At 60.3% G+C, this 24,399-nt stretch carries 26 protein-coding genes; 10 read left to right on the forward strand and 16 right to left on the reverse strand.

All coding sequences use genetic code 11. The features are described from left to right. Window positions 1–149: 149 nt before the first annotated feature. From L9059_RS22130 to L9059_RS22150, 5 genes are all read left to right on the forward strand, one after another. Window positions 150–1,427 (forward strand): OprD family porin, encoded by a 1,278-nt coding sequence (locus tag L9059_RS22130; protein ID WP_247293035.1) that lies wholly within the window; start codon window positions 150–152, stop codon window positions 1,425–1,427. A gap of 124 nt (window positions 1,428–1,551) precedes the next feature. Further along, complete coding sequence (locus L9059_RS22135) at window positions 1,552–2,739, forward strand: alpha-hydroxy acid oxidase (RefSeq protein ID WP_247293036.1); 1,188 nt, start codon at window positions 1,552–1,554, stop codon at window positions 2,737–2,739. A gap of 159 nt (window positions 2,740–2,898) precedes the next feature. Beyond that, complete coding sequence (locus L9059_RS22140) at window positions 2,899–4,005, forward strand: NAD/NADP-dependent octopine/nopaline dehydrogenase family protein (protein ID WP_247293037.1); 1,107 nt, start codon at window positions 2,899–2,901, stop codon at window positions 4,003–4,005. Then, window positions 4,002–5,000, forward strand: coding sequence for a 3-hydroxybutyryl-CoA dehydrogenase (locus L9059_RS22145; protein ID WP_247293038.1), 999 nt, complete (start codon window positions 4,002–4,004; stop codon window positions 4,998–5,000). The genes L9059_RS22140 and L9059_RS22145 overlap by 4 nt, the downstream gene beginning before the upstream one ends. A gap of 110 nt (window positions 5,001–5,110) precedes the next feature. Next, window positions 5,111–5,734, forward strand: coding sequence for an NIPSNAP family protein (locus L9059_RS22150; protein WP_247293040.1), 624 nt, complete (start codon window positions 5,111–5,113; stop codon window positions 5,732–5,734). A 45-nt stretch (window positions 5,735–5,779) separates the two neighbouring features. Here L9059_RS22150 and L9059_RS22155 read toward each other — a convergent pair whose 3' ends face one another. The 8 genes from L9059_RS22155 to antA form a co-directional block, all read right to left on the reverse strand. Beyond that, the gene (locus tag L9059_RS22155; protein ID WP_247293041.1) at window positions 5,780–6,466 is read right to left on the reverse strand and encodes an ABC transporter ATP-binding protein; all 687 of its coding nucleotides are present in this window, start codon (window positions 6,464–6,466) and stop codon (window positions 5,780–5,782) included. Beyond that, window positions 6,459–7,208, reverse strand: a complete 750-nt coding sequence (locus L9059_RS22160; RefSeq protein ID WP_247293042.1) for an ABC transporter ATP-binding protein — start codon at window positions 7,206–7,208, stop codon at window positions 6,459–6,461. Before L9059_RS22160 ends, L9059_RS22155 begins: the two co-directional genes overlap by 8 nt. Next, window positions 7,205–8,221: a branched-chain amino acid ABC transporter permease gene (locus L9059_RS22165; RefSeq protein ID WP_247293044.1), complete on the reverse strand. Its 1,017-nt coding sequence runs from the start codon at window positions 8,219–8,221 to the stop codon at window positions 7,205–7,207. Before L9059_RS22165 ends, L9059_RS22160 begins: the two co-directional genes overlap by 4 nt. A gap of 10 nt (window positions 8,222–8,231) precedes the next feature. Further along, window positions 8,232–9,143 (reverse strand): branched-chain amino acid ABC transporter permease, encoded by a 912-nt coding sequence (locus tag L9059_RS22170; RefSeq protein WP_122838399.1) that lies wholly within the window; start codon window positions 9,141–9,143, stop codon window positions 8,232–8,234. A 329-nt stretch (window positions 9,144–9,472) separates the two neighbouring features. Beyond that, complete coding sequence (locus L9059_RS22175; protein WP_247293045.1) at window positions 9,473–10,633, reverse strand: ABC transporter substrate-binding protein; 1,161 nt, start codon at window positions 10,631–10,633, stop codon at window positions 9,473–9,475. Between the two features lie 107 nt (window positions 10,634–10,740). Continuing rightward, a complete protein-coding gene (gene antC, locus L9059_RS22180; protein ID WP_247293046.1) occupies window positions 10,741–11,766 on the reverse strand; it encodes an anthranilate 1,2-dioxygenase electron transfer component AntC in 1,026 nt (341 codons plus the stop codon). An 18-nt stretch (window positions 11,767–11,784) separates the two neighbouring features. Continuing rightward, window positions 11,785–12,276 carry an anthranilate 1,2-dioxygenase small subunit gene (gene antB, locus L9059_RS22185; RefSeq protein ID WP_247293047.1) on the reverse strand — a complete coding sequence of 164 codons (492 nt, stop codon included), beginning with the start codon at window positions 12,274–12,276 and terminating at the stop codon, window positions 11,785–11,787. Between the two features lie 2 nt (window positions 12,277–12,278). Beyond that, window positions 12,279–13,682, reverse strand: coding sequence for an anthranilate 1,2-dioxygenase large subunit (antA, locus tag L9059_RS22190; protein ID WP_247293048.1), 1,404 nt, complete (start codon window positions 13,680–13,682; stop codon window positions 12,279–12,281). A 415-nt stretch (window positions 13,683–14,097) separates the two neighbouring features. On the opposite strand from antA, the gene L9059_RS22195 reads away from it, so the two are divergent. The 3 genes from L9059_RS22195 to L9059_RS22205 all read left to right on the forward strand — a co-directional run bounded on the left by L9059_RS22195 (window position 14,098) and on the right by L9059_RS22205 (window position 17,684). Next, entirely contained in the window at window positions 14,098–15,354 is a 1,257-nt protein-coding gene (locus tag L9059_RS22195; protein ID WP_247293049.1) for an OprD family porin, read from the forward strand. A gap of 312 nt (window positions 15,355–15,666) precedes the next feature. Next, a complete protein-coding gene (locus L9059_RS22200) occupies window positions 15,667–16,680 on the forward strand; it encodes an AraC family transcriptional regulator (protein WP_247293050.1) in 1,014 nt (337 codons plus the stop codon). Window positions 16,681–16,682: 2 nt separating this feature from the next. Continuing rightward, the gene (locus L9059_RS22205) at window positions 16,683–17,684 is read left to right on the forward strand and encodes an AraC family transcriptional regulator (protein ID WP_247293051.1); all 1,002 of its coding nucleotides are present in this window, start codon (window positions 16,683–16,685) and stop codon (window positions 17,682–17,684) included. Here L9059_RS22205 and L9059_RS22210 read toward each other — a convergent pair. The 7 genes from L9059_RS22210 to L9059_RS22240 are packed head-to-tail and all read right to left on the reverse strand — an operon-like array spanning window position 17,663 to window position 23,365. Then, window positions 17,663–17,806 (reverse strand): hypothetical protein, encoded by a 144-nt coding sequence (locus L9059_RS22210; protein ID WP_247293052.1) that lies wholly within the window; start codon window positions 17,804–17,806, stop codon window positions 17,663–17,665. The genes L9059_RS22205 and L9059_RS22210 overlap by 22 nt on opposite strands. A 42-nt stretch (window positions 17,807–17,848) precedes the next feature. Beyond that, window positions 17,849–19,072 carry a dienelactone hydrolase family protein gene (locus L9059_RS22215; RefSeq protein WP_247293053.1) on the reverse strand — a complete coding sequence of 408 codons (1,224 nt, stop codon included), beginning with the start codon at window positions 19,070–19,072 and terminating at the stop codon, window positions 17,849–17,851. Between the two features lie 41 nt (window positions 19,073–19,113). Beyond that, the gene (locus tag L9059_RS22220) at window positions 19,114–19,926 is read right to left on the reverse strand and encodes an SDR family oxidoreductase (RefSeq protein WP_247293054.1); all 813 of its coding nucleotides are present in this window, start codon (window positions 19,924–19,926) and stop codon (window positions 19,114–19,116) included. Further along, window positions 19,923–20,516, reverse strand: coding sequence for a cysteine hydrolase family protein (locus tag L9059_RS22225; RefSeq protein WP_247293055.1), 594 nt, complete (start codon window positions 20,514–20,516; stop codon window positions 19,923–19,925). Before L9059_RS22225 ends, L9059_RS22220 begins: the two co-directional genes overlap by 4 nt. Further along, window positions 20,516–21,049, reverse strand: a complete 534-nt coding sequence (locus tag L9059_RS22230) for an aromatic-ring-hydroxylating dioxygenase subunit beta (protein ID WP_247293056.1) — start codon at window positions 21,047–21,049, stop codon at window positions 20,516–20,518. Before L9059_RS22230 ends, L9059_RS22225 begins: the two co-directional genes overlap by 1 nt. Further along, entirely contained in the window at window positions 21,039–22,370 is a 1,332-nt protein-coding gene (locus L9059_RS22235) for an aromatic ring-hydroxylating dioxygenase subunit alpha (protein WP_247293057.1), read from the reverse strand. Before L9059_RS22235 ends, L9059_RS22230 begins: the two co-directional genes overlap by 11 nt. Window positions 22,371–22,420: 50 nt before the next feature. Next, on the reverse strand, window positions 22,421–23,365 hold the full coding sequence (locus L9059_RS22240; protein WP_247293058.1) for a PDR/VanB family oxidoreductase: 945 nt from the start codon (window positions 23,363–23,365) through the stop codon (window positions 22,421–22,423). A 363-nt stretch (window positions 23,366–23,728) separates the two neighbouring features. On the opposite strand from L9059_RS22240, the gene L9059_RS22245 reads away from it, so the two are divergent. Both L9059_RS22245 and L9059_RS22250 read left to right on the forward strand, forming a co-directional pair. Then, window positions 23,729–23,926 (forward strand): hypothetical protein, encoded by a 198-nt coding sequence (locus L9059_RS22245; RefSeq protein ID WP_247293059.1) that lies wholly within the window; start codon window positions 23,729–23,731, stop codon window positions 23,924–23,926. Window positions 23,927–24,015: 89 nt separating this feature from the next. Next, complete coding sequence (locus L9059_RS22250; RefSeq protein WP_247293060.1) at window positions 24,016–24,138, forward strand: SDR family oxidoreductase; 123 nt, start codon at window positions 24,016–24,018, stop codon at window positions 24,136–24,138. 16 nt (window positions 24,139–24,154) lie between these two features. Here the strand turns inward: L9059_RS22250 and L9059_RS22255 are convergent, their stop codons facing one another. Further along, window positions 24,155–24,349, reverse strand: a complete 195-nt coding sequence (locus L9059_RS22255; protein WP_247293061.1) for a hypothetical protein — start codon at window positions 24,347–24,349, stop codon at window positions 24,155–24,157. Between the last annotated feature and the right edge of the window lie 50 nt (window positions 24,350–24,399).

Raw genomic sequence — 24,399 nt, forward strand, 5'->3', positions numbered from 1 at the left:
TTGTTCCGACGAATGACTGAGTTACGACTTTTTTGCAGTAAGTGGTTATAAAAACAATACTGCGGATTGACTGCCAAAGTTGCACTTTGCTGAATTGATCTGCTTCCACTAGCCGTGCCTTTGTGCATGTAAAAAAGAAGGAAAGTTTTATGTTTCAGAAGAACTGGATAAACCGGGGTCTTTCCACCGCGGCCGTGATGGGGGTCTTCACACCGTTGCTTGCGCACGCCGATTTTGCAGATGATAGTCAGGTCAGCCTGGGCATGCGCAATTTTTACATTGACCGCGATTTCAAACAGCATGACGCGCCGAAATCACGGGTCGGCAGCTGGACCCAGGGCTTCGATTTCCGTGCTATTTCGGGTTATACCGAAGGCACGCTGCAGTTCGGCCTGGACCTTTCGGCCCAGTACGCCTATCGCCTGGATGGTGGGGGAGGTCGTGGTCCAGACACGATCATTCCCTACGACACCAGCAAGGGCGAGCAGGTCCGCGACTACGGTCGTGCGGCGTTGACCGGTAAGGTTCGTTATAACAAGACTGAACTCAAGGTCGGTGAACTTCGACCGACCTTGCCGGTGGCCTATATAGATGATTCCCGGCAGTTGATCACTACGTATCACGGCGTGCAGCTCGAATCCAAGGAAGTGGACAACCTGACGCTGACCGGCGGGCGCTTTACCGAGATCAGTTCCCGGGAGTCTTCCGACAGGGAGAAAATGTATCTGTTCAATGGTCCCAATGTTAAACGGCGCAGTGACGGTTTGAATTTCGGGGGTGCCACTTATGCATTCACCCCGAACTTGTCCGGTACTTATTTCTTCGGGCAATTGGAAGATATCTACAAACAGCACTATCTGGGGTTGACCTACAACCATGACCTGGGGGCCGGTTACGGTTTGAAGACCGACCTGCGTTATTTCAATAACAGTGAAGACGGCAAAGCGCTGTATGGCGATATCGACAACAAATCCTACGGGATCATGACCACCCTGAAAAAGGGCGCCCATGCCTTCGGTGTCGGTTATCAGCGCATGCTCGGCGAATCGACGTTCCCGACGCTGAACGGCTATGCGCCGCAACCTTATCTGGTGAACTGGTCGACCGTGGCCTTCGTCAAACCGAACGAAAGTTCCTGGCAGTTGCGTTACGACTACAACTTCGCGGGCATGGGTTTGCCGGGGCTTAAGTTCATGACCCGTTACATGCGCGGCACCGGAGTCGACCGCGGCAGCAATGCCCTCGACCAGAACGTCGAAAGCGAGCGCAATATCGTGCTCGGTTATGTGGTGCAAAGCGGCGCGCTCAAGGACGTGGGTTTTGAATGGCGTCGCATCGACGTCAAGACACGTTATGGCAATGGCAATGCGTCCGGCCCGGACTATCAGGAAAACCGCCTGATCACCACTTACACCTGGAAGTTCTGAGGGCCTGCGGGAACCGTTCGCAGCTTCCAACACTGCCCGCGCATCGGGCAGTGTTGGCCAGCGTTTTTCCTTAGCCCGGACCGCTCCTCCCGGGCATTTTTTTGCTCTGTTCAAAGGATTGTTTATGCGGCGTTTCCATACCGGCACCGACCTCAGTCGGGTGCACAGCATTGCCGAACTGGCCGACATGGCTCAACGACGCCTGCCGTATTTCGCGTGGGAATACCTCAACGGCGGGGCCGAAGCCGAGCTGACACTGCAGGATAATCTCGAGGCCTTCCGTGGTTATGGGCTGCACGCCAGAGCCATGGTGCCGTGCCATGCCCCGGATACTTCGCGTCTGGTGATGGGCCAGGTGCTGCCCCTGCCGATGCTGATCGGGCCGACCGGTTACAACGGCCTGCTGCATCGCGATGCCGACATTCACCTGGCCAGGGCGGCGACGGCCAGAGGTTTGCCGTTCACCTTGAGTACTGCGTCCAACACCTCACTTGAGAAGCTTGTTGCCGCGGCACCGGGGGTTGACCTGTGGTTCCAGCTGTACGCCATGCGCGATCCTCAGGTGCAGAAGGATTTGCTGCAGCGCGCCAGCGCTGTCGGTTGCCGGACGCTGGTGTTGACCTGTGACGCAATGGTGCTGGGCAATCGCGAATGGGATCGGCGCAGTTTTGCCAGGCCGCGACAGCTGTCGTGGCGCAACAAATTCGACGTGGTCCGGCACCCGCGCTGGCTCAAGCAGACACTGTGGCCGTCGGGCATGCCAGGCATGGGCAACCTCGAACCTTACCTACCAGCGAGTGAACGCAACGCCCTGGGGTCGATGGCGTTTATCGGCAAGCAAATGGACACTTTGCTCGACTGGGACACGCTGGCCCGTCTGCGCGAGCATTGGAGCGGCCGACTGTTGCTCAAGGGTGTATTGCATCCGGCGGATGTGGAGCGCGCCATTGCGCTGGGCCTCGATGGCGTGGTGGTTTCCAACCATGGCGGCCGTCAACTGGATGGCGCCTTGAGCAGCCTCGACGCACTGGCGGCCATCGCGCCCCAGGCCCAAGGCAAACTCAGCCTGCTGCTCGACGGCGGCATTCGCCGTGGCAGCGATATCGTCAAGGCGCTGGCCCTTGGGGTCGATGCGGTCATGCTCGGCCGCTCCACGCTCTACGGCGTGGCCGTGGCAGGCGAACCCGGTGTCACCCGGGCCCTGGATCTATTGAGCGAAGAACTGGTGCGGACCATGAACCTGATGGGCTGCACCCACCTCAACCACCTGGACCGCGACAGCCTGTTCCCGCGCCGGCGCGTCCCACGATGATCTGAACATCCACACCCATTCTGTAGGACCGAGGCCGATTGTGGCGCCCAGTGCGGCGCGGGGGATTGCTTTGCACAATCGGAATCAGGTTTGCGCGTTTCGGCCAGTGAAACCCCGGGGCCGTTGCTAGGATCGAGGCTCTTCTACAGGAGTGTACTCATGAATATCAGTGTTATCGGCGGTGGGCATGGTTGCTATGCGGCAGCCATAGAGTTGGTGGAAAAAGGCCATGCGGTACGTCTGTGGCGCCGTGACAGTGCCGCACTGGAAACCTTGCAAGGCCTCGGTCATCTACTGGTGCGCGACTTTCGTGGCGAGCGCAAAGTAAGCCTGGGCCAGCCCGGTGACGGCCTGAGCCTGACGTTCGACCTGGCACACGCCGTGGTCGATGCGCAGTTGCTGGTCATCGCTTTGCCCTCGACCACCCACCAGGACCTCGCCACTGAACTCGCGCCGCTGCTGCGCGACGGACAAGTGGTTTTCCTGCCACCGGGCACGTTCGGTAGCATGGTGTTCGCCCAAGCGATGGCCAAGGTCGGCAACCACGCTGAAGTGGCGTTCGCCGAAACCGGCACCTTGCCCTATCTGGCGCGCAAGCATGGCGCTAATCGGGTAGTGATCAGCGGCTATGCGACACGTCTGCCAACCGGGGTTTTCCCGAGTCGTCTGGGCGAGTCTGCGTTTGCCGTACTGCGCGAGGCTTACCCCAGCGTCGAGCCAATCGAGGATGCCCTGAGCGGCGCACTGATGAACGCCGGGCCGATCATTCATCCGCCGTTGATCCTGATGAACGCAGGGCCCCTCGAACATTTCGACACCTGGGATATTCACAACGAAGGCACCGTCCCTTCGATCCGACGTGTGACCAATGCCCTCGACGCCGAACGCATCGCCGTGCGTGAAGCGTTGGGCTATGGCGCACCGCATTTCCCGCTGGCCGATCACTATGCCACTGAAGGCGATGAGTGGATGTATGGTCGTGGAGCTCACGGCAAACTCACTGACAGCGGCGACTGGCGCGAAGATATCGACCTGCAAAAGCACCGCTACATGCTTGAAGACACGCGCCTGGGCCTGTCGTTTCTGGTGTCGGTGGGGCGCTGGGCCGGCGTGCCGACCCCGGTGGCCCAGGGCCTGCTGAGTGTGGCCTCGGCGGTCAGCGGCATCGACCTGTATGCCCAGGGCCGAACCCTGGAAAACCTCGGCCTTGATCAACTCAGCCGCAGCCAGATGACGCAGTACCTCTGCCAGGGGTTGCCAGCATGAGTGTCGACCTGCAAGGCATCTGCATCGTCGGTGCCGGACGCATGGGCGAAGGCATTGCCTTGGCGTTCATGTTCGCCGGGCTGCCGGTGACCCTGATCGACATCAAACCACGAGACGCGGCGGCGCAGGCACGTTACTTCAGCGAGGTCGAAGACCATTTGCGTGGCGAATTGGCGACGCTGGTGCGCCTCGGTTCACTGGACGCTGCACAAGCCGAGCAAGCGATGAGCCATGTGCGTCTGTGCAACCGCGAGGGCAGTGGCGCCTATCTGCAAGACGCCGCAGTGGTGTTTGAGGCCGTGCCGGAATTGCTCGAACTCAAGACCCTAACCTTTGCCTGGTTGAGCCAGGCGTGCGCCGCTCAAACCGTGATCGCATCTACTACTTCAACCTTCCTGGTGACGCAACTGGCGGCGCTGGTCACCCATCCGCAGCGTTTCGTCAACGCCCACTGGTTGAACCCGGCATTCCTCATGCCGCTTGTGGAAGTCAGCCGCAGCGAAGCCACCTGCCCGCAGGTGCTGCAGCGCCTGATGGTCCTGCTCAAGCGCATCGGCAAAGTCCCGGTGCAGTGCTCCCCGGCCGCAGGTTATATCGTGCCGAGAATCCAGGCGCTGGCGATGAACGAAGCGGCACGCATGGTCGAGGAGGGCGTGGCCAGCGCCGATGACATCGACACAGCGATTCGTGTCGGTTTTGGCCTGCGTTTCTCGGTCCTGGGGATGCTCGAATTTATCGACTGGGGTGGCGGCGACATTCTGTTCTATGCCTCGCACTACCTGGCGCAAGCCATCGATCCGCGCTTCCTGCCGCCTCAGGTCATCGCCGACAACATGGCGCAAGGGCGCAACGGGCTGCGCGAGGGGCACGGGTTTTATGACTACCAGGACGTAGACCTGGAAGCCTACAAATTGCAGAGGCTGGGTGAGTTCACCCGCAAGCTAGAGTTGATGGGGTTGTCGCCGGTGTTCAATGGCGGGGTGACAACGTCCTGAGCACGGAGCTGGAGCAGGATCGCTTCAGGTTCACACTCTGATTTACCCAACCGACGCGCCACACCGGCTGCGTCGGTTAACGAACTGTCTGGTCTTAAATCGAGGTTGTCATGAAGCTGTACGAATTGATCACGTTCACCGTGCGCGTGCGCACCGTTGCCACGGCCATGGAATGTCTGGAGCAGAAACTGCGCAGCGCGAATGCGGGTGGCGAATTGATGGGTTGCTGGGCTTCGGAGATCGGCCCGCTGAATCAGATTGCAGTACTGCGCGGTTTCACCGACGAGGCATCGCGCCAGGCTGAGCGTGAACGGTATCTGTCGAGCGCCGATGCGTTTGGCATCGAGGCGTACTTACTGAACATGCGCGTGGAAAACTACAGCCTGTTTCCCTTTATCGAGCCGTTACCAGCCGGACGTCACGGGCCGTTCTACGAACTGCGCATGTACGACCTGGTGCCGTCGGGCCTGGCACCGACGATAGAGGGTTGGAAAAAAGCCGTCACACCCAGAACCGCCGAGCAGTACTCCCCGGTGTATGCGGCCTTTTACGCCACCGACGGTCAGTTGCCCCGGTACTTGCACATCTGGCCCTATGCCTCGCTCGAACAACGCCTGGATGTGCGCACCCGCGCCGTGAAAGACGGCGTCTGGCCGCCGGAAAACTCAGGGCCGCAGTTGCTCGATATGCATTCGACGATTTATCTGCCGGCGAGTTTTTCGCCGCTGCAATGAGCCGGGCAAGCCAGCGGCCACGGCAGGGACTGTGAACCACTCTCTTCAAACCCCCAGATAACGCCGGGATAACTCCGGCGTATCAGCCAGCTGCCCCGGCGTCCCACTCCACACCTGTCGCCCCTTTTCGATAATGTGGTGACAGTCGACCACCCGCGCCATTTCCTTGAGGTTCTTGTCGATCACCAGGATCGTCTCACCCTCGGCCTTCAAACTCGCCAGGCAGCTCCAGATGGTTTCGCGAATGATCGGCGCCAGGCCCTCGGTGGCCTCGTCGAGAATCAATAGTTGCGGATTGGTCAACAAGGCGCGGGCGACCACCATCATCTGCTGTTCGCCACCGGAGAGGGTCTTCGACAATTGCTCCTGCCGTTCCTGCAAACGCGGAAACAGCGCGTAGATCCGCGCCAGGTCCCACTTGCCCCGGGTCGCAGTAGCCAGCAGATTCTCCCGCACACTCAGGCTGCCAAAACCGCGCCGGCCCTCCGGCACCAGGCCCAATCCAGCCTGGGCGATGCGGTAGGGGGGGGCGCCGCGCATTTCCCGGCCGTGGATCAGGATACTGCCAGCGGTGGGTTTGAGCAGGCCCATGATCGACTTGACCGTGGTGGTCTTGCCCATGCCGTTGCGCCCGATCAGCGACACCACCTGGCCTTGTTCGATTTTCAGGTGCATATCGAACAGCACCTGGCTCAGGCCATAGCCTGCCTGCAATCCACTGACTTCAAGCATGTTCTTCTCCCAGGTAGGCGGCGCGAACTTGCGGGTCGTTGCGAACCTGCTCGACGCTGCCGGTCAAGATGGTCTGGCCATAGACTAATACGGTGATGCGGTCAGCCAGGGCGAATACGGCGTCCATGTCGTGCTCGACCAAGAGGATCGCGTATCGCCCCTTGAGCTCAAGCAACAATTGCGTCATGCGTGCCGATTCTTCAGCCCCCATTCCCGCCATGGGCTCATCGAGCAATAGCACCGAGGCTTCCTGAGCCAGGGCCAAGGCGATTTCCAGCTGTCGTCGTTCGCCGTGGGACAACTCGCTGACCAGTGCCTGGCCGCGTGCGGCCAGGCCGACACGTTGCAGGTAGTCGGCCGCCGGTTCCAGCAGGCGTTTGTCGCAACCCAGCGGCTGCCACATGCCAAACGTCTGGCCATCGCGGGCAGCGATCGCTACGGCAACGTTTTCCAGCAGGGTGAACTCCGGATAGAGCTGGCTGACCTGGAAGGCCCGCGCCAGCCCCAGGCGGGGGCGCTGGTGCGCAGGTACGGCAGTGATGTCCTGGCCATTGAGGAAGATCCTTCCCTTGTCCGGGCGGATCTCCCCGGCGATCTGTGAAATCAGCGTGGATTTACCCGCGCCGTTCGGCCCGATGATCGCGTGCAGCTCACCCTGTGCGATATCAAAACTTGCACCGTTGGTGGCCTTGACCGCGCCGAAGGATTTTTCCAGGGCCTGAATCGACAGTTGTGGCTTCATGGACGCACCTCGCTATTGGCGATGACGGGCGTAGCCGGTGATTTGCGCCAGCGGGGGAGCGGACTGAGGAGCAGTCCGTACAGGCCTTTTTTGCCAAACAGCACCACCACCAGCAGCACCGGGCCAAAGATCAGCAACCAGTGCTCGGTCCACAGGCTCAATACCTGCTCCAGACCCAGATACACTGCGGCGCCAAGGATCGGCCCCAGCAGGGTGCCAACGCCGCCAAGAATAACCATCGCCATCAGTTCGCCGGACTTGTGCCAGGCACCCATGTCCGGGCTCACGAACATCGCATAATTGGCCCACAGAATACCGGCCAGGCCACCACCCACTCCGGCGATGACGAATGCTGTAAGCCGATACCGCAGCGGGTGCAGACCGAGGCTGACGCTGCGCCGCTCACTTTGCTTAAGGCCTCGCAGCACGTAACCGAACCGCGAGTTCACCAGCCGGCGGCAGAACAGCAGCCAGGCCACCAGCAGCCCCAGGCACAGGTAATAAAATTGCACCGGGTTATCCAGATCCAGGCCCGGCAGGGTATTTCGTTCGTTGAGCAGGATGCCGTCATCGCCGCCGTACAGCGACAGTGAGCCGAGGACGAAATACAGCATCTGGCCGAAGGCGAGGGTAATCATGATGAACTGCACGCCGCTGGTGCGCAGGGACAGATAGCCCACCACCAAGGCAAACAGCGCGCAGACCAGCAGTGAAAGCGGCCAGACGATCAGCGCGCTGCTGGAACCTTCCCAGCCCCACAACGGCATGGCCTGGGAAGTGTGAAAGCCAATAACGCCGACCACGTAGCCGCCCAGGCCGAAGAATGCCGCGTGACCGAAGCTGATCATCGCGCCGTAGCCGATCAGCAGGTCCAGGCTGGCGGCAGCCATGCCGTATATCGCCAGGCGGGTAAACAGGCTGACCAGAAAGGGTTCGTGCAACAAGGAGGCGAGTAACGGCAAGAGGGCGAACGTCGCCAGGCACAGCAGATCGATAAGAACTCGACGGGACATGGTGTTCTCCTCAGGCACGGGCCGGTAGCAGGCCGCGCGGACGCACCAGCAATACGACGGCCATGACGATGTAGGCGCTGGCGGAAATCAGTCCGCCACTCAAGGTGCCGCTGACTTCGGCGGGCAACAGCTGGTCGAGCAGTTGCGGGATATACGCCCGCCCGAGACCGTCCACCATGCCGATCAGCAGGGCGCCGGCGAGCGCACCGCGCACCGAGCCGACTCCGCCGACGACGATCACCACAAAGGTGGTGATCAGGACCTTCTCGCCCATGCCGATTTCCACCGACAGCAACGGCGCCGCCATAAAGCCGGCAAGGCCGCATAACACGCAGCCAAAGACGAACACCAAGGTGTAGAGGCGTGCGATGTTCACGCCCAATGCGCCGACCATCTCATGATCATCCGCCCCGGCACGGATCAGCATGCCCAGGCGGGTGTGGTTGATCAGCAGCCACATGGCGATCGCCACCAGTGCTCCGGCCGCGATGAACAGCAGGCGGCTGACCGGGTACATCAAACCGGGCAAGACTTCGACGAAATTGCCGTACCACTCGGGAGTCGGCATGGCCGGCGGGCTGCGACCGAACAATACGGTGATCAGCTCGTTGGTGAAAAACACCACGGCCAGGGTGGCTAGCACCTGGTCGAGATGATCACGGTTGTAGAGCCTGCGCATGATGCTGGTTTCAATCAGCAGCCCGTACAGTGCCGAGCCGACAATCGCCGCCAGCCCGGCGAGCCAGAAGGAGCCGCTGGCCGATGCGGTATAGGCGGCGCAAAAGGCCCCGACCATGTAAAAGGCTCCATGGGCCAGGTTGATGACGCCCATGATCCCGAAGATCAGGGTCAGGCCCGATGCCAGCAAAAAAAGCAGGGCGCTGTATTGCAGGCCGTTCAATATTTGTTCGAGTAACAGCATGGGGAGTCCTACGAAAAGTGCCGAAATGCTGATGACTGAGGCTGGGCAATCCTGTTGAGAAGGAGCTTGCTGTGGAGCCGGAGTTCTGTGGAGAAGGGGCATGCTGTGGAGAAGGAGTTCTGTGGCGAGGGAGCTTGCTCCCGCTGGGTCGCGAAGCGGCCCTCGCTCGTTAGCTTCAAAGAAGGACTGCTGCGCAGTCCAGCGGGAGCAAGCTCCCTCGCCACAGGACATTACCTAACTACAGAAACTCACCTTGCCCCACAGGACATTACCTAACTACAGAAACTCACCTTGCCCCACAGAAAATCACCAGGCCACAGGATCGCGAATCACAAAACGCATTCAGCCGCAAAACTGTCCACCTGCGATTTGGCGATGGTCTGCACCGGCACCTGGACGAGCTTGCCGCTGGCATCGGCTTCTACCCGCAGCAGATACCAGTCGATGATCGCGTGCTGGTTTTTACCGAAGGCAAAGTCGCCGCGTATTGAGTCGAACTTGACGTTGCGCAGGGCATTACGAAACGCCGTGGGGTCCTTGACGTTGCCATCCACGCTCTTCAGTGCAGCCCCGATCAGGCGTGCCGTGTCATAAGTCTGGGCGGCATACACAGTCGGCACCCGGTTGTATTTCTCGGTGAATGCCTTGACGAAGGCCTGGTTGGCTGGGTTGTTCGACGTCGGGTTCCACAGGGTCACAATGTTCATGCCCTTGGCGACGTCGCCGGTGGCGGCGAGCATGCGCTCATCCATGGAGAATACGGGCACCACCATCGGGATGGTTTTGCCCAGGCCCGAACTGCCGTATTGCTTGGCGAAGTTGATGCCGGCACCGCCAGGGTGAAACTCGAAAATCGCATCCGGTGCCAGCGAACGTACCCGTGCCAACTCGACCGAAAAATCCAGTTGGTTGAGCTTGGTGTAGATCTCGGTGACTTCACCCTTGTAGGTGCGCTTGAAGCCTTCCAGCGCGTCGCGTCCACCTTGGTAATTGGGGGCAAGGATGACCATCTTCTTGTAGCCCAGGTCGTTTGCCGCCACCCCGGCCATTTCATGGATCGTGTCGTTCTGGTACGAGGCCACGAAGTAGTTGGGCTTGCACTGTTTGCCGGCCAGGCTCGATGGGCCGGTGTTGTTGCTGATGTAGAAGCCGTCCTTGGTCGCGGTGTTCACCACGGCCGCCAGCACATTGGAAAAGATAACCCCGGTGTACAGCGAAATGCCGTCCAGGCTCATGCGGTCGATGATCTGCTTGGCGCGCGCCGGTTGCAGCCCATCGTCCTCGACCAGCAAGCTCACGGGCACACCGCCGAGCTTGCCGTTCTCCTGATCGATAGCCAGCTGGAAACCGTCGCGGGAGTCTTCCCCCAGGTAGCCGGCGGGGGTCGAGAGGGTGGTGATAAAACCGATGCGCACCGGGTCCTGGGCCTGGGCCAGCAAACTGGCCACGCAGCTGGCTGCCAGTAATGTACCCACGAGTAGTTTTTTCATAGTGCCGCCTTTAGTGAAGTCCGCATCGCGCGAGACGTAGTTGTTAGTGGAGGGCAGTAAAAAATGTGCGGGTGCCTGGAGATTTGTTGTGACTGCGGCTTGCAGTGTCAGGTGTTGCTCTCGGTAAACTTCTCGTAGTAAAGGCGGGTCTGGTCCAGGCCCTGGCCGGCCAGCCATTGCTTGATCGACTCAACCATTGGCGGCGGGCCGCAGAGGTACATATCCAGGTCCCGGTCGCGAAACTCGGCCAGGTCGAAATGTTCGGTGATATAACCGCGCTTGCCGCTCCAGTCCGGGGTCGGATCGCTGATGACTGGGGTGAACCGAAAGCTCGGGATGCGATCGGCATAGGCCGCGATGCGCGTGGTTTCGCAGAGGTCCGCAGCGTCGCGCACGCCGTAATACAGATGCACCGGATGACCGCAACCGCCACGCTCGGCGATCTCGTCGAGCATGCCCAGGAACGCCGAGAGCCCGGTGCCGCCGGCGACAAAGACCAATGGCTTGTCGACATGGCGCAGGTAGAAGGCGCCAAGGGGGGCTTCGAGCATGATCTCGTCGCCAATCAGGCTGCGCTCGCGAATGTAGTTACTCATCAGCCCGTCAGGCAGCAACCGAATCAGGAACTGCAACTGGTTGCTGCTATTGGGCCGGTTGGCGAACGAATAGGAGCGCTTGCCGTCGGTACCCGGCACCTGCAGCCGGGCGTACTGGCCGGGCAGGAAGTCCAGTTGTTGCCCATCGGCGCCGGCATCCAGATGCAGGATCGCGGTGTTCGGCGAGACCTGCTCGACGGCCCGCACGATGCCCTTGAGCCGATCCGGCCCCGGCGCATTGCACAAGCTGGACGCGAAGTCGAAATAGAACGCTGCATCGGACTGGACCCGTGTCTGGCAGGTGAGCATCTTGCGTTGGCGCATATCTTCAGCCGACAGTGCTTCATCGTCGACGTAGTCCTGGCTGTACTGGCCCGACTCGCAGCGCCCCTGACACGTTCCGCACACGCCTTCGCGGCAGTCGAGGGGGATGTTGATGCCGTTGCGGAGCGCCGCATCGAGCAGGATTTCGTTGTTCTGAACCGGGAAGAACAGGGTTTTCCCGTCGGCAAAACTGAACGCGACCTTGTGACTCATGATCCAGACTTCCGCCAGTCAGAGGTGATAGAAATCGAGCACCGAATTGATGGTGTCGTTGAGCAGCAGCACATGCTTGCGGGTGATCTTCCAGCTGTCGCCGTCGGGTCGCAGGTGGTAGGTCGCGCGACCGAAAAACTGCTCGGCGGTTTGCAAGCGGTAGTAGAGGGTGTGCCAGTTGACCCGCACCTCCAGCGCGTCGTTGGCCAGGGGCGCAATGCGCACATTGCTGATCAGGTGCAGGGTGCGCGGCATCGGGATGGTCGATGCGGCCTTGCCCGTGCGAATGCGGAACACCCGATCTTCGAGACCTCCCCGGTTGGGGTAGTAGATCAACGACATGCTTTTTTTCGGGTCGGTGGTGTAGACGTGCTCCGAATCCCATTGCGGCAGGTGGAGCTCGCTGTCGTCACTGAACATCGACAGGTATGCGTCCCAGTCCTGGGCGTCGCAGGCTTCAGCGTTGCGATAGAAAAATTGCTCGATGTGGTATTGCAGTTGCGAGTTCATGGTTACACCTCACGCAGTTTCAACGGTTGCTCTTCGGCAGCAAGACGCGCCAGGCCTTCGAGCATGAAGCGCTGCCAGTTGCCGTGCTGATTGACGTAGAGGCCTTCATGGGTGAACTCGGTGCCGGTCAGCGCCGGTGAGATGCCGATGGTCTCGCTGTTGGGCGTCGCGCCCTCGACCCATTTGCCGGTGCCGCGTGAGATGTCGCTCCAGCGCTCCAGGCGAGCCTGGAAACCACGCTGCGCTTCGCGAAATTCCACCAGGTCATCGGGGGTGCCCATGCCGGAGACGTTGAAGAAGTCTTCGAATTGACGAATGCGGTTTTCCCGATCGGCATCCGACTCGCCGACCACACCGAGGCAGAAGCTGTTGATCTCGGTCTTGTTCCAGGCGATCGGGCGGATAATGCGCAGTTGCGAACTGATTTGGTCGAGGAAGAACATGCTCGGGTAGATGTTCAGGTTGCGCAGGCGGTGCATCATCCACTCCGCCTTGCCCTTGCCGTGCTCTTCGAGCAGGCGCGGCATGATCGTCGCGTAACCGGGACGCACCGCCGGGTTCGGCATGTCGCTGAACAGCAGGCTGTGACCGTTGTGGAAGGCAAACCAGCCGTCGTCGGTTTCCTTGTCGCCCGCGCCAAGTTTGCTGTAGTCCAGGGTGTCGGCGCCGGCCAGGCCTTTCTCGCTGTTGACCTGCTGTCGGTGTTGCACGGTGGCCACGTAGTTGTAGTGCACGGTGCTGACGTGATAACCGTCCAGACCGTTTTCATTCTGCAGTTTCCAGTTGCCGTCGTAGGTGTAGGTCGACTTGCCCGGCAGCACTTCCAGTGCACCGGTGGGCGACTGCGCGACCATCATGTCGAAGAACACCTTGGCGTCGCCGAGGAAGTCCTCAAGGCTGTCGCTGCCATTGACGTCCAGGCTGATAAACACGAACCCCTTGTAGCTTTCAATGCGGGCTTTTTTCAGGCCACGGGTGGCCTTGTCGAAACCTTCCGGGTACTCACCGGGTGCTTTGACCTTGACCAGGCGACCATCGCTTTTGTAGCACCAGGCGTGGAACGGACAGGTGAAGGTCGACTGATTGCCCTTGCCGACGCGCGTCAGGGTGGTGCCGCGGTGTTGGCAGGCGTTGATCAGCGCATTGAGCTGGCCGTCGCCGTCACGGGTAATGATCATCGGCTGGCGCCCGGCGCGCAGGGTCATGAAATCGTGCTTATTGGCGATTTCACTTTCATGGCAGGCGTAGATCCAGTTCTTCTCGAAGATCAGCTGCATTTCCAGATCAAATAAGTCCGGCTCGGTAAACATATCTCGGGCAATGCGGAAAACACCGTCGGCCGGACGGAAGTCCAGGCAACCCTCAATAAAACTTTTCCATTGTTCCAGGCTTTTTGCACTGCTCATTAATCGATACCTCGTTGCACCGGGCTAATTCGCGCATTTAATAAGTGGTGTGTGCCGTCATTAAATAAGTTGCCTGCGCCGGGGTCTATCCGCTTTGTCGGCAAACGCAGTCCATAAAATTGGCCAGCCTGTTTGCGGCGGCCCAGGGCCTGCAGGGCTTGGGTCGCAGGATTCTGTTTTGATCGGTAAATCGAAGTAAACGGATATGACTTGCGAACTAACAGGATAGAGAGTCAAGCGTGAATACGGCCTAATCATCGCCAATGCGTGTCTGGTCTCTCGCCGGGTGAGCATTTTTAATAACACGACTCATGCTGACTATTTTAATAAAGAAACAACTGTCGACGATTGGGGTGATCACATTGGTCGCGCCGCTACTTGATGTGTTCGCACATTAAAAGAGAGGGGATAAGTTATGTTTCAAGCGAGTTGGTTTACCCGCTGCGTGCAGACGGCCAGCCTGGCCGGAATGATGACGCCGATGATGGCCATGGCGGACTTCGTCGAAGACAGCCACCTGGGCCTGGGCCTGCGAAACTTTTATATCGACCGTGACTACAAGGGTGAAAACCCGAAGAACTCGCGCATTGGCAGCTGGACCCAGGGCTTCGATTTGCGCTTCATTTCGGGCTACACCGAGGGGCCGGTGCAGTTTGGCCTGGACGCCTCGATGCAGTATGCCTACCGGCTTGACGGCGGTGGCGGCAGGGGGCCTGACAGCATCATCCCGTACAGCGTCAGCAAGCAGGAGCAGGCCACTGACTATGGTCGCGGCGGCTACACGGCCAAGGTGCGCTATTCAAAAACCGAGTTGAAATTCGGTGAACACCGGCCGACGCTGCCGGTGGCCTACATGGACGATTCGCGGCAACTGGTTACCACCTACCACGGCACCCTGATCGAGTCCAAGGAGGTGGATAAACTGACACTGACCGGTGGCCGCTTCACCGAAATAAGCGGTCGGGCATCCTCCAACAGCGAGAAAATGTACCTGTTCAACGGGCCGGACGTTCAGCGCCGAAGCGACGGCTTGAACTTCGGCGGTGCCAGCTACGCATTCACTCCGGCGCTGACCGGAACGTACTTCTACGGGCAGCTGGAAGACATCTACCGCCAGCACTACCTGGGCGGAACTTATCTGGCTGATCTAGGTAGTGGTTACGGCCTGAAAACCGATGTTCGCTATTTCAACAACAAGGAAGACGGTGATGCCTTGTACGGGCGCATCGATAACCGCGCCTACGGGGCGATGACCACCCTGCGCAAAGGTGCCCATGCGTTTGGCCTGGGTTATCAGCGGATGCTTGGCGACAGCGCATTCCCAACCCTCAATGGTTATGCACCCCAGCCGTATCTGGTGAACTGGTCGGCCATTGCCTTTATAAAACCCAACGAGAAATCCTGGCAGGCGCGCTATGACTTTGATTTCGCAGGTGTGGGTGTGCCCGGTTTGAAGCTGATGACGCGTTACATGCGCGGCACCGATATTGATCGAGGGCCCTTGAGCGACAGCAGCGAATCGGAGCGCAATATCTACCTGTCCTATGTGATCCAGGACGGACCATTGAAGAATCTGGGCGTGGAGCTGCGCAATATCAACGTCAAGTTCCGCCACGCCAATGACTTCGATGAAAACCGCCTGATCACGACCTACACCTGGAAATTCTGGTAAGCGAGGGGTAACACCTGCCTGCTTGTCTGGGCAGGTAATACCCAATCACACCTGCGCGCTGTGCGTGACTTTCGTGCAGCCGCTGGCGGTGTGCGCTTTTTTGCCCCGTTGTCCCAGTGCTTACGGGGCGGGAAGGGTGTTCGGCGACGTGGCGGATGGCGATCTTGAGCGGTCCCTATCCGCTTAATCGGCGAATGTTATCCGCATATTTCGGCAGGGCTTCCCAGGCACCCTGGCGGCATGAAGATTGCTCGTTCCCGCAGAGGCGTGCCGTTAGAGCGCGCTCAAAAAAACAGCCGTGGGTGCCCCGTGATGAGTACAAGCTCTGATGTACATGTTCGTGACATTCGTATCGAGCGCTATGACCTCAATGGCGCGCGGCAGTGGATGGCCGGAATCTGCGGGCCACACCTGCTCAAGACCAGCCATCCCACCCGTATTAAGTTCCATCACAGCGGTAATGTGCTGAAGTCGATGTCGACCACCCTGGGGGTGATCGAGTACGGCACCGACGTCACGGTGGGCATCGAAGACGCCGAACACCTCAACAGCTACAGCCTCAGCCTGCCCCTGGTGGGCGAGCAGCACCTGATGAAGAACGGCTGTGAAATGACCTCCGATCGCGAACGCGCAATCATCGTTTCACCCCACGAAAACCAGGAATTGGCGATCAACGGGGATTGCCGCAAGATCCAGGTGGTCATCACCCGCGCGGCCATGCGCAAGTCCCTGGAAGACATGTTGCAGCGGCCCTTGGAAACCCCCTTGCGGTTTGAGCCGGTGATGGACGCCGTTAACGGTTCCTCCGCGTCCTGGTGGCGCATGGCGCGCTACTTTATCGGCGAGCTGGAGCGCAGTCGCGAGCTGTACGACCAGACATTTTTCACCCGCGACGTCGAGAGCTCGCTGATCAAGGGGCTGATCCTCGCCCAACCGAACAACTACTCCGAAGAATTGCGCGATGTGCTGGGCGTGAAGCTGCCGCACTACCTGATTCGCGCCAAGCAGTACATCCACGAGAACGCCCGCGAAGCGCTGCACTTGGAAGACATCGAGGCGATTTCCGGGGTGTCGAGGTTCAAGCTGTTTGAAGGATTCAGGAAGTACTTCGGCATGTCGCCCATGGCGTATCTGAAGAAGCACCGGCTGGGGGCCGTGCGCCAGGAAATCCTCGAGGATAATTCGGCGCGCAATATCTCGGTGATCGCCATGGGTTGGGGGTTTACCCACCTGGGGCGATTCTCCAGCGAGTATCGCAAGCTGTTCGATGAGACGCCGAGCACCACCTTGCAACGTAACGAAGCCCGCCGCAACCGGTCGCTGTGAGCATGGCTGGGTTATCAGGTGCCGGGCTCGATCTGTCGCAGTTGTGCCGGACCCCGGTTTTCACCAGTCGTTCGCGCCAGGAAAGTCATCGGCTGCTGGCACGTGAGCTGGTCGAACACGACTTGAGCTGGCGCACCGGGAATGTCGACACGGCTTTTTTTCGCGCGGAGGTGGGGCGTTGCCAGTTATTTGTCCTGCGTTATGGCGCCGAGGTTGAGGTGCGACCACGACCCTTTACCGACTTTGTGCTGATGCAGATGCCGCTGCGCGGGCGGGCCAGTATTGAGTGCGATGGAGTGGCGCTGGAACTGGAGGCCGGCCAGGTGGCAGTGCTTTCGGCCAATCACCAGGCGCGTCTGGTCTGGCACACCGGCTGCGAGCAATTGCTGCTCAAGGTACCGCGTTCGTTGTTGCGATTGATGCAGGAGCGGCTGGTGGACGAAGGCGGGCTGGCGCCTGATTTTGTCTTGCCCGCGGCTTATCGGCTCGACACTGGCCAGGCGCGGGGCTGGCTGCGTCTGGTCGATGACTTGCTGGAACAGTTAGGGGCAAGCGAGGCCGCTCCGGTGCATGCGCACTGGTTACGCCATCTGGAAGAAAGCCTGCCGCTGTTCCTGCTGACCCACCCACCGCAAGTCGACGCCTTGCCGCTGGCGGTGGTCGAGTCGCCTGCGCAGCGTCAGGCACTGCGGCAGTTGCACAAGATCGAAGGCTTGATGCGCAGTCACCTGGGTGAGGCGCTTTCCCTGGGCGAGTTGGCCGCCGCAGCGGGCATGAGTGTGCGCAGCCTCAACACCTTGTGCCAGCGCTGTTACGGGCAAACACCGATGGAGCGATTGCGCAATTTGCGGCTTGAGTCGGTGCGTGAACGTCTGCTCGGTGGTCGCGACCTGAGCATCACGGCTGTTGCACTGGAGCATGGTTTCGGACACTTGGGGCGCTTCGCCCGGTACTACCGGGAGCGCTTTGGTGAGTTGCCGCATCAGACTGGCTGCGGCAAATGATCAGCGGTGGCGAACACAAATTTCGTGATCTTTTCGCCGATCCCTGTAGGAGCGAGCTTGCTCGCGATGGGTTCGAAGACGCCGCGTTTATCCAGAATCAACGCGTTATCGTTGTCGTCCATCGTCGGAACGCCGCGCGGAGCAAGCTTTGCTCCCACAGGTACTCAACCCACCCATTTCCCCATTAAGGTATTAGACGGCAACTGCTCATCCAGCAATTTCCTCGCCGTCTCAACCCCCGCCACCGGCAAACCGGCAGGATCAAGCAGCCCAATCTGCACCAACACACTGGCCTGGTCCCAATAGATATGCTCATGACACAGCTTATCGCCGCGGAACTTGATCACCCCCAGCATCGGAATCTCAACGTATTTACCCGTAGGCGCCACATCAGGCAGCATCCAGTCAATCTCACTGGTGTGGGTAAAACACATCACAAACTCGTCGACAATCTGCGAAGCACCCACCGTGCGTGAAATCGGTATCAGCTTCATGTCCGGCGGATTGGCGTGCACAAAATGGTTCTCATAGAACCGGCTCAACTCGCGATAGCCCACACCACCGGTCATGGTCGGAATGTGATTGACGTAGGGCTCGGCGACCATCGTCGCCATGGTCGCCGGAACATCGCGGACCGCAAACTCGAACTCGATGTGCTTGTCCCACAGCTGCGACAAGTTGTAATTGGGGCCGATGACCTGCTTCAGTGCGGCGATGCTGCGTTGATGGGCCATCAACGCGGCGGGCTTGTTGTAATGCATGCCGCCGTTACGGGCGAAGGCGTGGTCGACGTCGGGGTAGGTGTAGATCTCGACGTTGTCGCGGTCATCCAGGCGCTGGCTGATCAGTGCGCGGGCGCTGGCGTCGCAGTAAACATCCTGTTCGGCGAAGTGCAGCACCAGGCGCCCCTTGATGTTGTCGGCTTCGTCGAGCATCTGCTCGATGCCCATCCCGTAGTAACCCACGCAGCACGCGGCAGCGGTTCGAGTCGCCGTCAGATACGCCAGCTTGCCGCCCATGCAGAAACCCACGTAGCCCAGGCCGCCGGCCTGGACCTCGGGTAAATCGCGTAACGCGTTGAAGCTGGCGTCGATGTCGTCAACGGCCTTGTCGACATCCAGGTGCTGGAACAGCTCGATCGCCCGGGCAAAATCTGCCTCGGTGTAGCCCAGCTCAACCCCCGGCTCCTGGCGCCAGAACAGGTCCGGCACCAACGCCACGTAACCTTCCTCGGCATAAAAATCGGCGACTTCACGCATGTTCGCGTTGATGCCAAAAATCTCCTGGCCGATTACCACGCCCGGGCCTTTGCCGCTGGCGGGTACTGCCAGGTACCCGGCAAAGCTGCCGCTGCCGTCGCCGGCGTTCACACTGATCATCTTGCCCATGTTGTTGCCTCGCTCATTATCAGGTTTTTTATGAATGCTGTTCAGGCTGGATCACGCAAGCGCTCAAACCACGCTCGCGGCGAAAGTCCCTGGTCAGGGCCGAGAATGGAGAAGCCGCCGTCCACCGGAATGTCCACGCCGGTGATCCATGAAGCGCCGTGGCTGCACAAAAACGCCACCACCTGGCCGATTTCCTCGCCGCGCCCCACACGTCCCAGCGGGTGAAAATGCGCGCCGACCCGGTCGGCCATCGCGATGTCGCCGCCACTCATGTTTGCCACCGAGGGCGACCAGGTCCACGCCGGGGAGACGCTAATCACCCGAATCGATGCGGGCGCCAGGCTCACCGCCAGGTTGCGAGTCAGCTGCAATAGCCCGGCCTTGGACGCCGGGTACAGCGCGCGCCCGGCCACGCCGAACTTGCCGCCGGTGCTGCCGATGTTGATGACGGTGCCGCCTTCAGCCATGTGCGGCGCGGCTTTCTGTACGAAGATCGCCGCGGATACCAGGTTAATGTTGAGGGTGTGCAGCCATTGCGCCCGATCCGACAGCAAGCCCTGGTCGTCGTAGACGCAGGCGTTATTGACGAGGATGTCGAGGCGGCCGAAAGCGGCCAGGGTTTCATCGAGGCAGTCGTCGATGTCCTCATCCAACTCGACATTGCACGCGACAAAACGACAGCGCTCACCCAGCTCGCTGGCGAGTGCCGTGCCCGCTTCCTGGTTGCGCCCGACCAGCATCACGCTGGCGCCGGCCTGTAGCAGTTGACGGGCAATGTCAGTGCCCAGGCCCTGGGTACTGCCGGTGACGATCGCCACCTGACCTTGCAGGTTGGTTGCAGGTACGGGCTTCATGGCATCGACTCCAGGGCGCTGGCGACATCCGTGACGGTGGCGATCAGGCGCATGCTGTCCAGTGCTGCCAGATGGGTGGCCGGTTGCGCGGCGGCGCAGGCGTCTGCTAGCACCGTGACCTCGAAACCACAATCGACCGCGTGCCGCACGGTGCTCTCGACCACCGAGTGGGTGGCGACGCCAGCTATGAGCAACTGCCGGGCCTCGAGTTGACGCAGCAGGGTGTCCAGCGGCGTGCCGTAAAACGCATTGATACGGGTATGGCTGACGACAAATTCGTCCTGGCCTGGAAGTGGTTGCAAGGCGTCATGAAACTGTGCACCCCAAGTGCCGTCCTGCACGGCGCCACTGGCGGCCACGGCGCGCAGGATCGGCGCGTTCTGCACCAGGTCGGCATAGTCCGGGCGATACGCCACGCGCACATGGATAATCGGCCAGCCCCGGGCACGGGCGCCTTGCTGCAGCCTGATGGCGGCCTCCAGCAACGCGTCGCGTGCCGGATCGTCGGCCGCCAGCCCGACCCGGATACGTCCGTCGGGGTGCAGCACGTCGTTCTGGTAGTGCAGGGCGATGACGGTTGGGCGGCCCATCAGACAAACACCTCCAGGTTCGCGAACACATCGTTGCAGTTGATCAGGTCAACGCGCTTGAGCTGGATCTTCCAGTCGCCGTTGTCCTGGCTCGCCAGTTTGTAGGTGTAGCGGCCCGCCAACTGGCGCTGTTCGAGGCGCCATTCGCTGACCTGGAACGTCGCGCTGACCACCAGCAGACCCTGGCTGTCGAGCCCCTCGATCATCACGTTGCCCACCAGGTGCGCGGTGCGGGTCGGCGGCTGTTGGGACCAGTTGCGCACGTTCTCCACCCGGCGGATGCGCACTTCACGCAGCATGCGGTTTTCCCAGAACAGCGAGATGTGCGCAAAAGGGTCGACCTGCCCGTGTTGCTGCGGCACCCAATACATGCCCGAATCGGTGAACAACTGGTCCCATTCCCAGAAACGGCGTTCGTCCAGCAGGCGTGCTTCGCGATACAGAAACTGCTCGATTTCGCGCAAGGTTTCGTTGGGTACTTGCGCTGGAACCAGGCTATGGGTCGAGACATCGAAAGTGCGGTCAAGCAGCATGGGTGCTCTCCTTGGCAATCAGGGTGGCGGTCATGTAATGCTTCCAGGCCGCAAATTGGTTACGCATGGGCAGTTCACTGGTGCCATTGGTCGAGACCGCGCCGTCGGGCAGCAGCCGATCGGTGCCGACATAACGATGCATGCTGATCCATTCACCGCCACGGGTCATGTTGCCCTCCTGGCAGCGGGCATAGACTTCCACGTCGTCGGGCATGACGTTGGAGGAGGGCGAGTTGATGACGTTAGCGTAGGTCAGCGCGCGGTCAAATACCGCGTCCGGCGCGCCTTTGCAGCGGAACGTCTGGATCTCCACCAGCGTGCGGTCCACGGCCATCGGCCGGATCACCCGAAATTGCATGAACACCGTGTGGGGCGAGCCGCTGCCGTAGATCACGGTGTTGTGCCGGTTCATTCCAAGAATGCCCCGGGCGCGTTCCTCACCGTAAGCAGCGCTGAGGCATTCGAAGTGGGCCTTGGACACCTCGTCGCGCTCGGCGGCAGCCGGGTCGAAGATCGCTTCCATGTAGCCGTGGCCATTGTGGTAGGCGCGCAGTTCGAGTTTTTCCCAGAAATCGTAGGGCTCGCCGTTGCCGTCCATTATCAGCAGTTCGAAGGGCATTTCCCCCAGGGTTTCGGCTTCGCTGCGGGCCGCATCCACCGAAGATTCATGGGTGACGCGAGCGTGCATGGTGTCGTGTAGATTTTCGTAGAACACTTTCCAGTTGGAACGCTGCATGACCCGGAAGATGCCGCCGGACACTTCGACTTCACCCACTGGCGAGCGATCGCACAGGTTGTCGATGGAGGTAATCACGCCGCCGAGAAAACCCTTCAGGTCCGGGCCGTGCTCGATCTGGCTGGCGAACACAAAACCGCGATAGCTGTCGACCCGCGCCAGACTGACCATGGAAAAATCCGCGTGCTGCGGGTTGAAACAGGTGCCTTCGAAGGCATTTTTCAGCGGTGCCGACAGGTGCTGCCCGTCGAGTTTGAAGGTCCAGGCGTGGTAAGGGCAGCGGAAGAACTTGCCCACGTTGCCGTCTCCCTCGGCGACCAGCTTGGCGCCTTTGTGCGGGCAGCGGTTGTACAGCACGTTGACGGTTTTGTCGGCGCCGCGTACCAGGATCACGTCCTGATCACCCACCCGCGTGGTGTGGTAGTCGCCAACATTTTTTACCTGGCTCTCATGGCCAACGTAGATCCATGCCTGGCCATAGATGCGCTGCATTTCCAGGTCAAACAGTTGGGGGTCGGTGTAGACGCTTTTGTGCACGCTGTCGTCGCGCACCAGAGCCGCGATCTGTTCGTTGGACGGAATCATGGTGTCTCCTTTCTAGCCGTGATGAAGGGATGCGCGGTACTGCGGCGCACTTACAAATCAAGAACCAGTCGAGCGCTGGATGCGCGTGATACACAGGTGCAGAAGCTGCCGGTGGCCCGTTCGCGCTCCGACAGGCAGATGTCGCGATGCTCGGCAACGCCTTCGATGACCTGGGCCACGCACACTCCACAGTCACCCCGACGACAATCGAACATCGGGTCGAGGCCGGCTTCGATCATCGCCTCCAGCACGCTTTGCCCTGCGGGAACCTGCAGCGTCACGCCGCTGCTACGCAGCTGCACTTCAAAGGCGCCAGCGCTCGGGGTGTCGAGGCTGCCTATGAACAATTCGCTGTGCAGTAGACGCTCGTCCCAACCCAGCTCGCGAGCCGTTTGCAGCACGGCGCTGATCAGCGACTTGGGGCCACAGACGTACAGGTGGCGCCCAGGGGCTTGGGATTGCAGCAGGCGGTTCAGGGGCAGGCGTCGAGCCGGGTCACCGCCGCTGATCCAGCATTGGGCGGATTCGAGGGCCTGGACTTCCTGCAGATACGCCATGCGACTGGCGTCCCGGCCGGCATAGTGCAAGGTGAACGGTTGCTGACTGGCAGCGAGTGCGCGGGCCATGCCGAGCATCGGCGTGATGCCGATGCCGCCAGCGATCAGCAAGTAATCACAGGCGTCGGCGGCCAATGGAAAATGATTGTTCGGTGGCCGTATGAGCAGTTGCTGGCCCACCTGTACTCCGTGCATCCAGCGCGAGCCGCCGCTGCTTGGGTCTTCCAGTTGTACGGCGATTTCGTAGTGCGGATTACCCGGTACGTTGACCAGTGAGTAAGCACGCCACAGGGTCTGGCTGCCTGGTATCTGCACTTCGATGTGCGCGCCCGGGGTGAAGTCGGGCAGGGGCTGGTTGGCATCGGCGACCAGGATCAGGCGCCGGATTTGGGGCGTGAGCGGGTCGATCCGTTCGATACGCAAAGGCAGGCTGGACATGCACGATTCCTGAACGGGGCGAGGGTAGGTCGCCGTTGAAGTCGTACTTACTGTAGGGATGCAGGAGGGGGCGAAAAAGCCGATAACGGCAAGTTGATAGCCGCATTTTGCGAAGTTGTGGGAGCCGGCTTGTCGGTGGCGCTGCTTGACGTCTGTGAGGCCAAAGCTTGTGTGAACCTGTGAGAGCGACCCTGCTCGCGATGGTGGTCAAAGTTTATGCGCATTCCCTGGATAAACGCAGCACCATGGCCCCAGTGGACCGGCCTCCAAAGCCCCGTTCGTCCATAAACGGGCACTTGCGACGGTGTGCCCTCTCTCATGTACACGCACGGAATTCCCGCGCATTACGAACGGAGAGCCAATATGGAAATCGACGAGAATGCCCCAGGCAATATTTCCCAGCAGGGCGTGTCGGGCGGCACTGACAACGAGACAGGCCATGATCCAAGGAGGAGTGGAACCGAGGTCCCGTTTCCAGCTGATGAGGAGGCACCTGTCGACGAAGAAATGACCGATGTGGATGCCAACGACTCGGTATCCAGTGAGCACCCGATCCCTTGATGGATAGTCCACTCAAGAAGTCCGACCAAGTGTCGGGCTTCTTCATTTTCAGCTCATCCAGACCCACTTAGAATTTCATCGACCAGCAAATGCTCAAATTCTGCCTCGGCGCCTGCGATGGTGCACGCATGGCGCTGTACTTGGCGTCTGATGACAGCCGCGGCTGCACGGGGCAAAACTTCGTGGTGCACGTGTGGCTATTGATTCAGTAAAGGCGACGGTTATTCGTCACAGCGCATAACCGCTAGCCTGGTTATCCTGTGCTCCCGCAATCAGGTGCAGCGGCATGTGCTGCACCTCAAGGGTGGTGACTTCAAACCCACCCACCACCTGCACCTCTCGCTCCCCCCGGGCGATGATCTCCGCTTCCTTTGCCTTAGCCATTCTCGCGTGGTTCGCTGCGATTTCATTGAGAGTTGACACGATACGTCTCCCGGTGACTGACCAAGCGTAGTGCTGGCGTCCTTGTTCGT

This window comes from Pseudomonas violetae, from assembly GCF_023072615.1.
Lineage (GTDB): Bacteria > Pseudomonadota > Gammaproteobacteria > Pseudomonadales > Pseudomonadaceae > Aquipseudomonas > Aquipseudomonas violetae.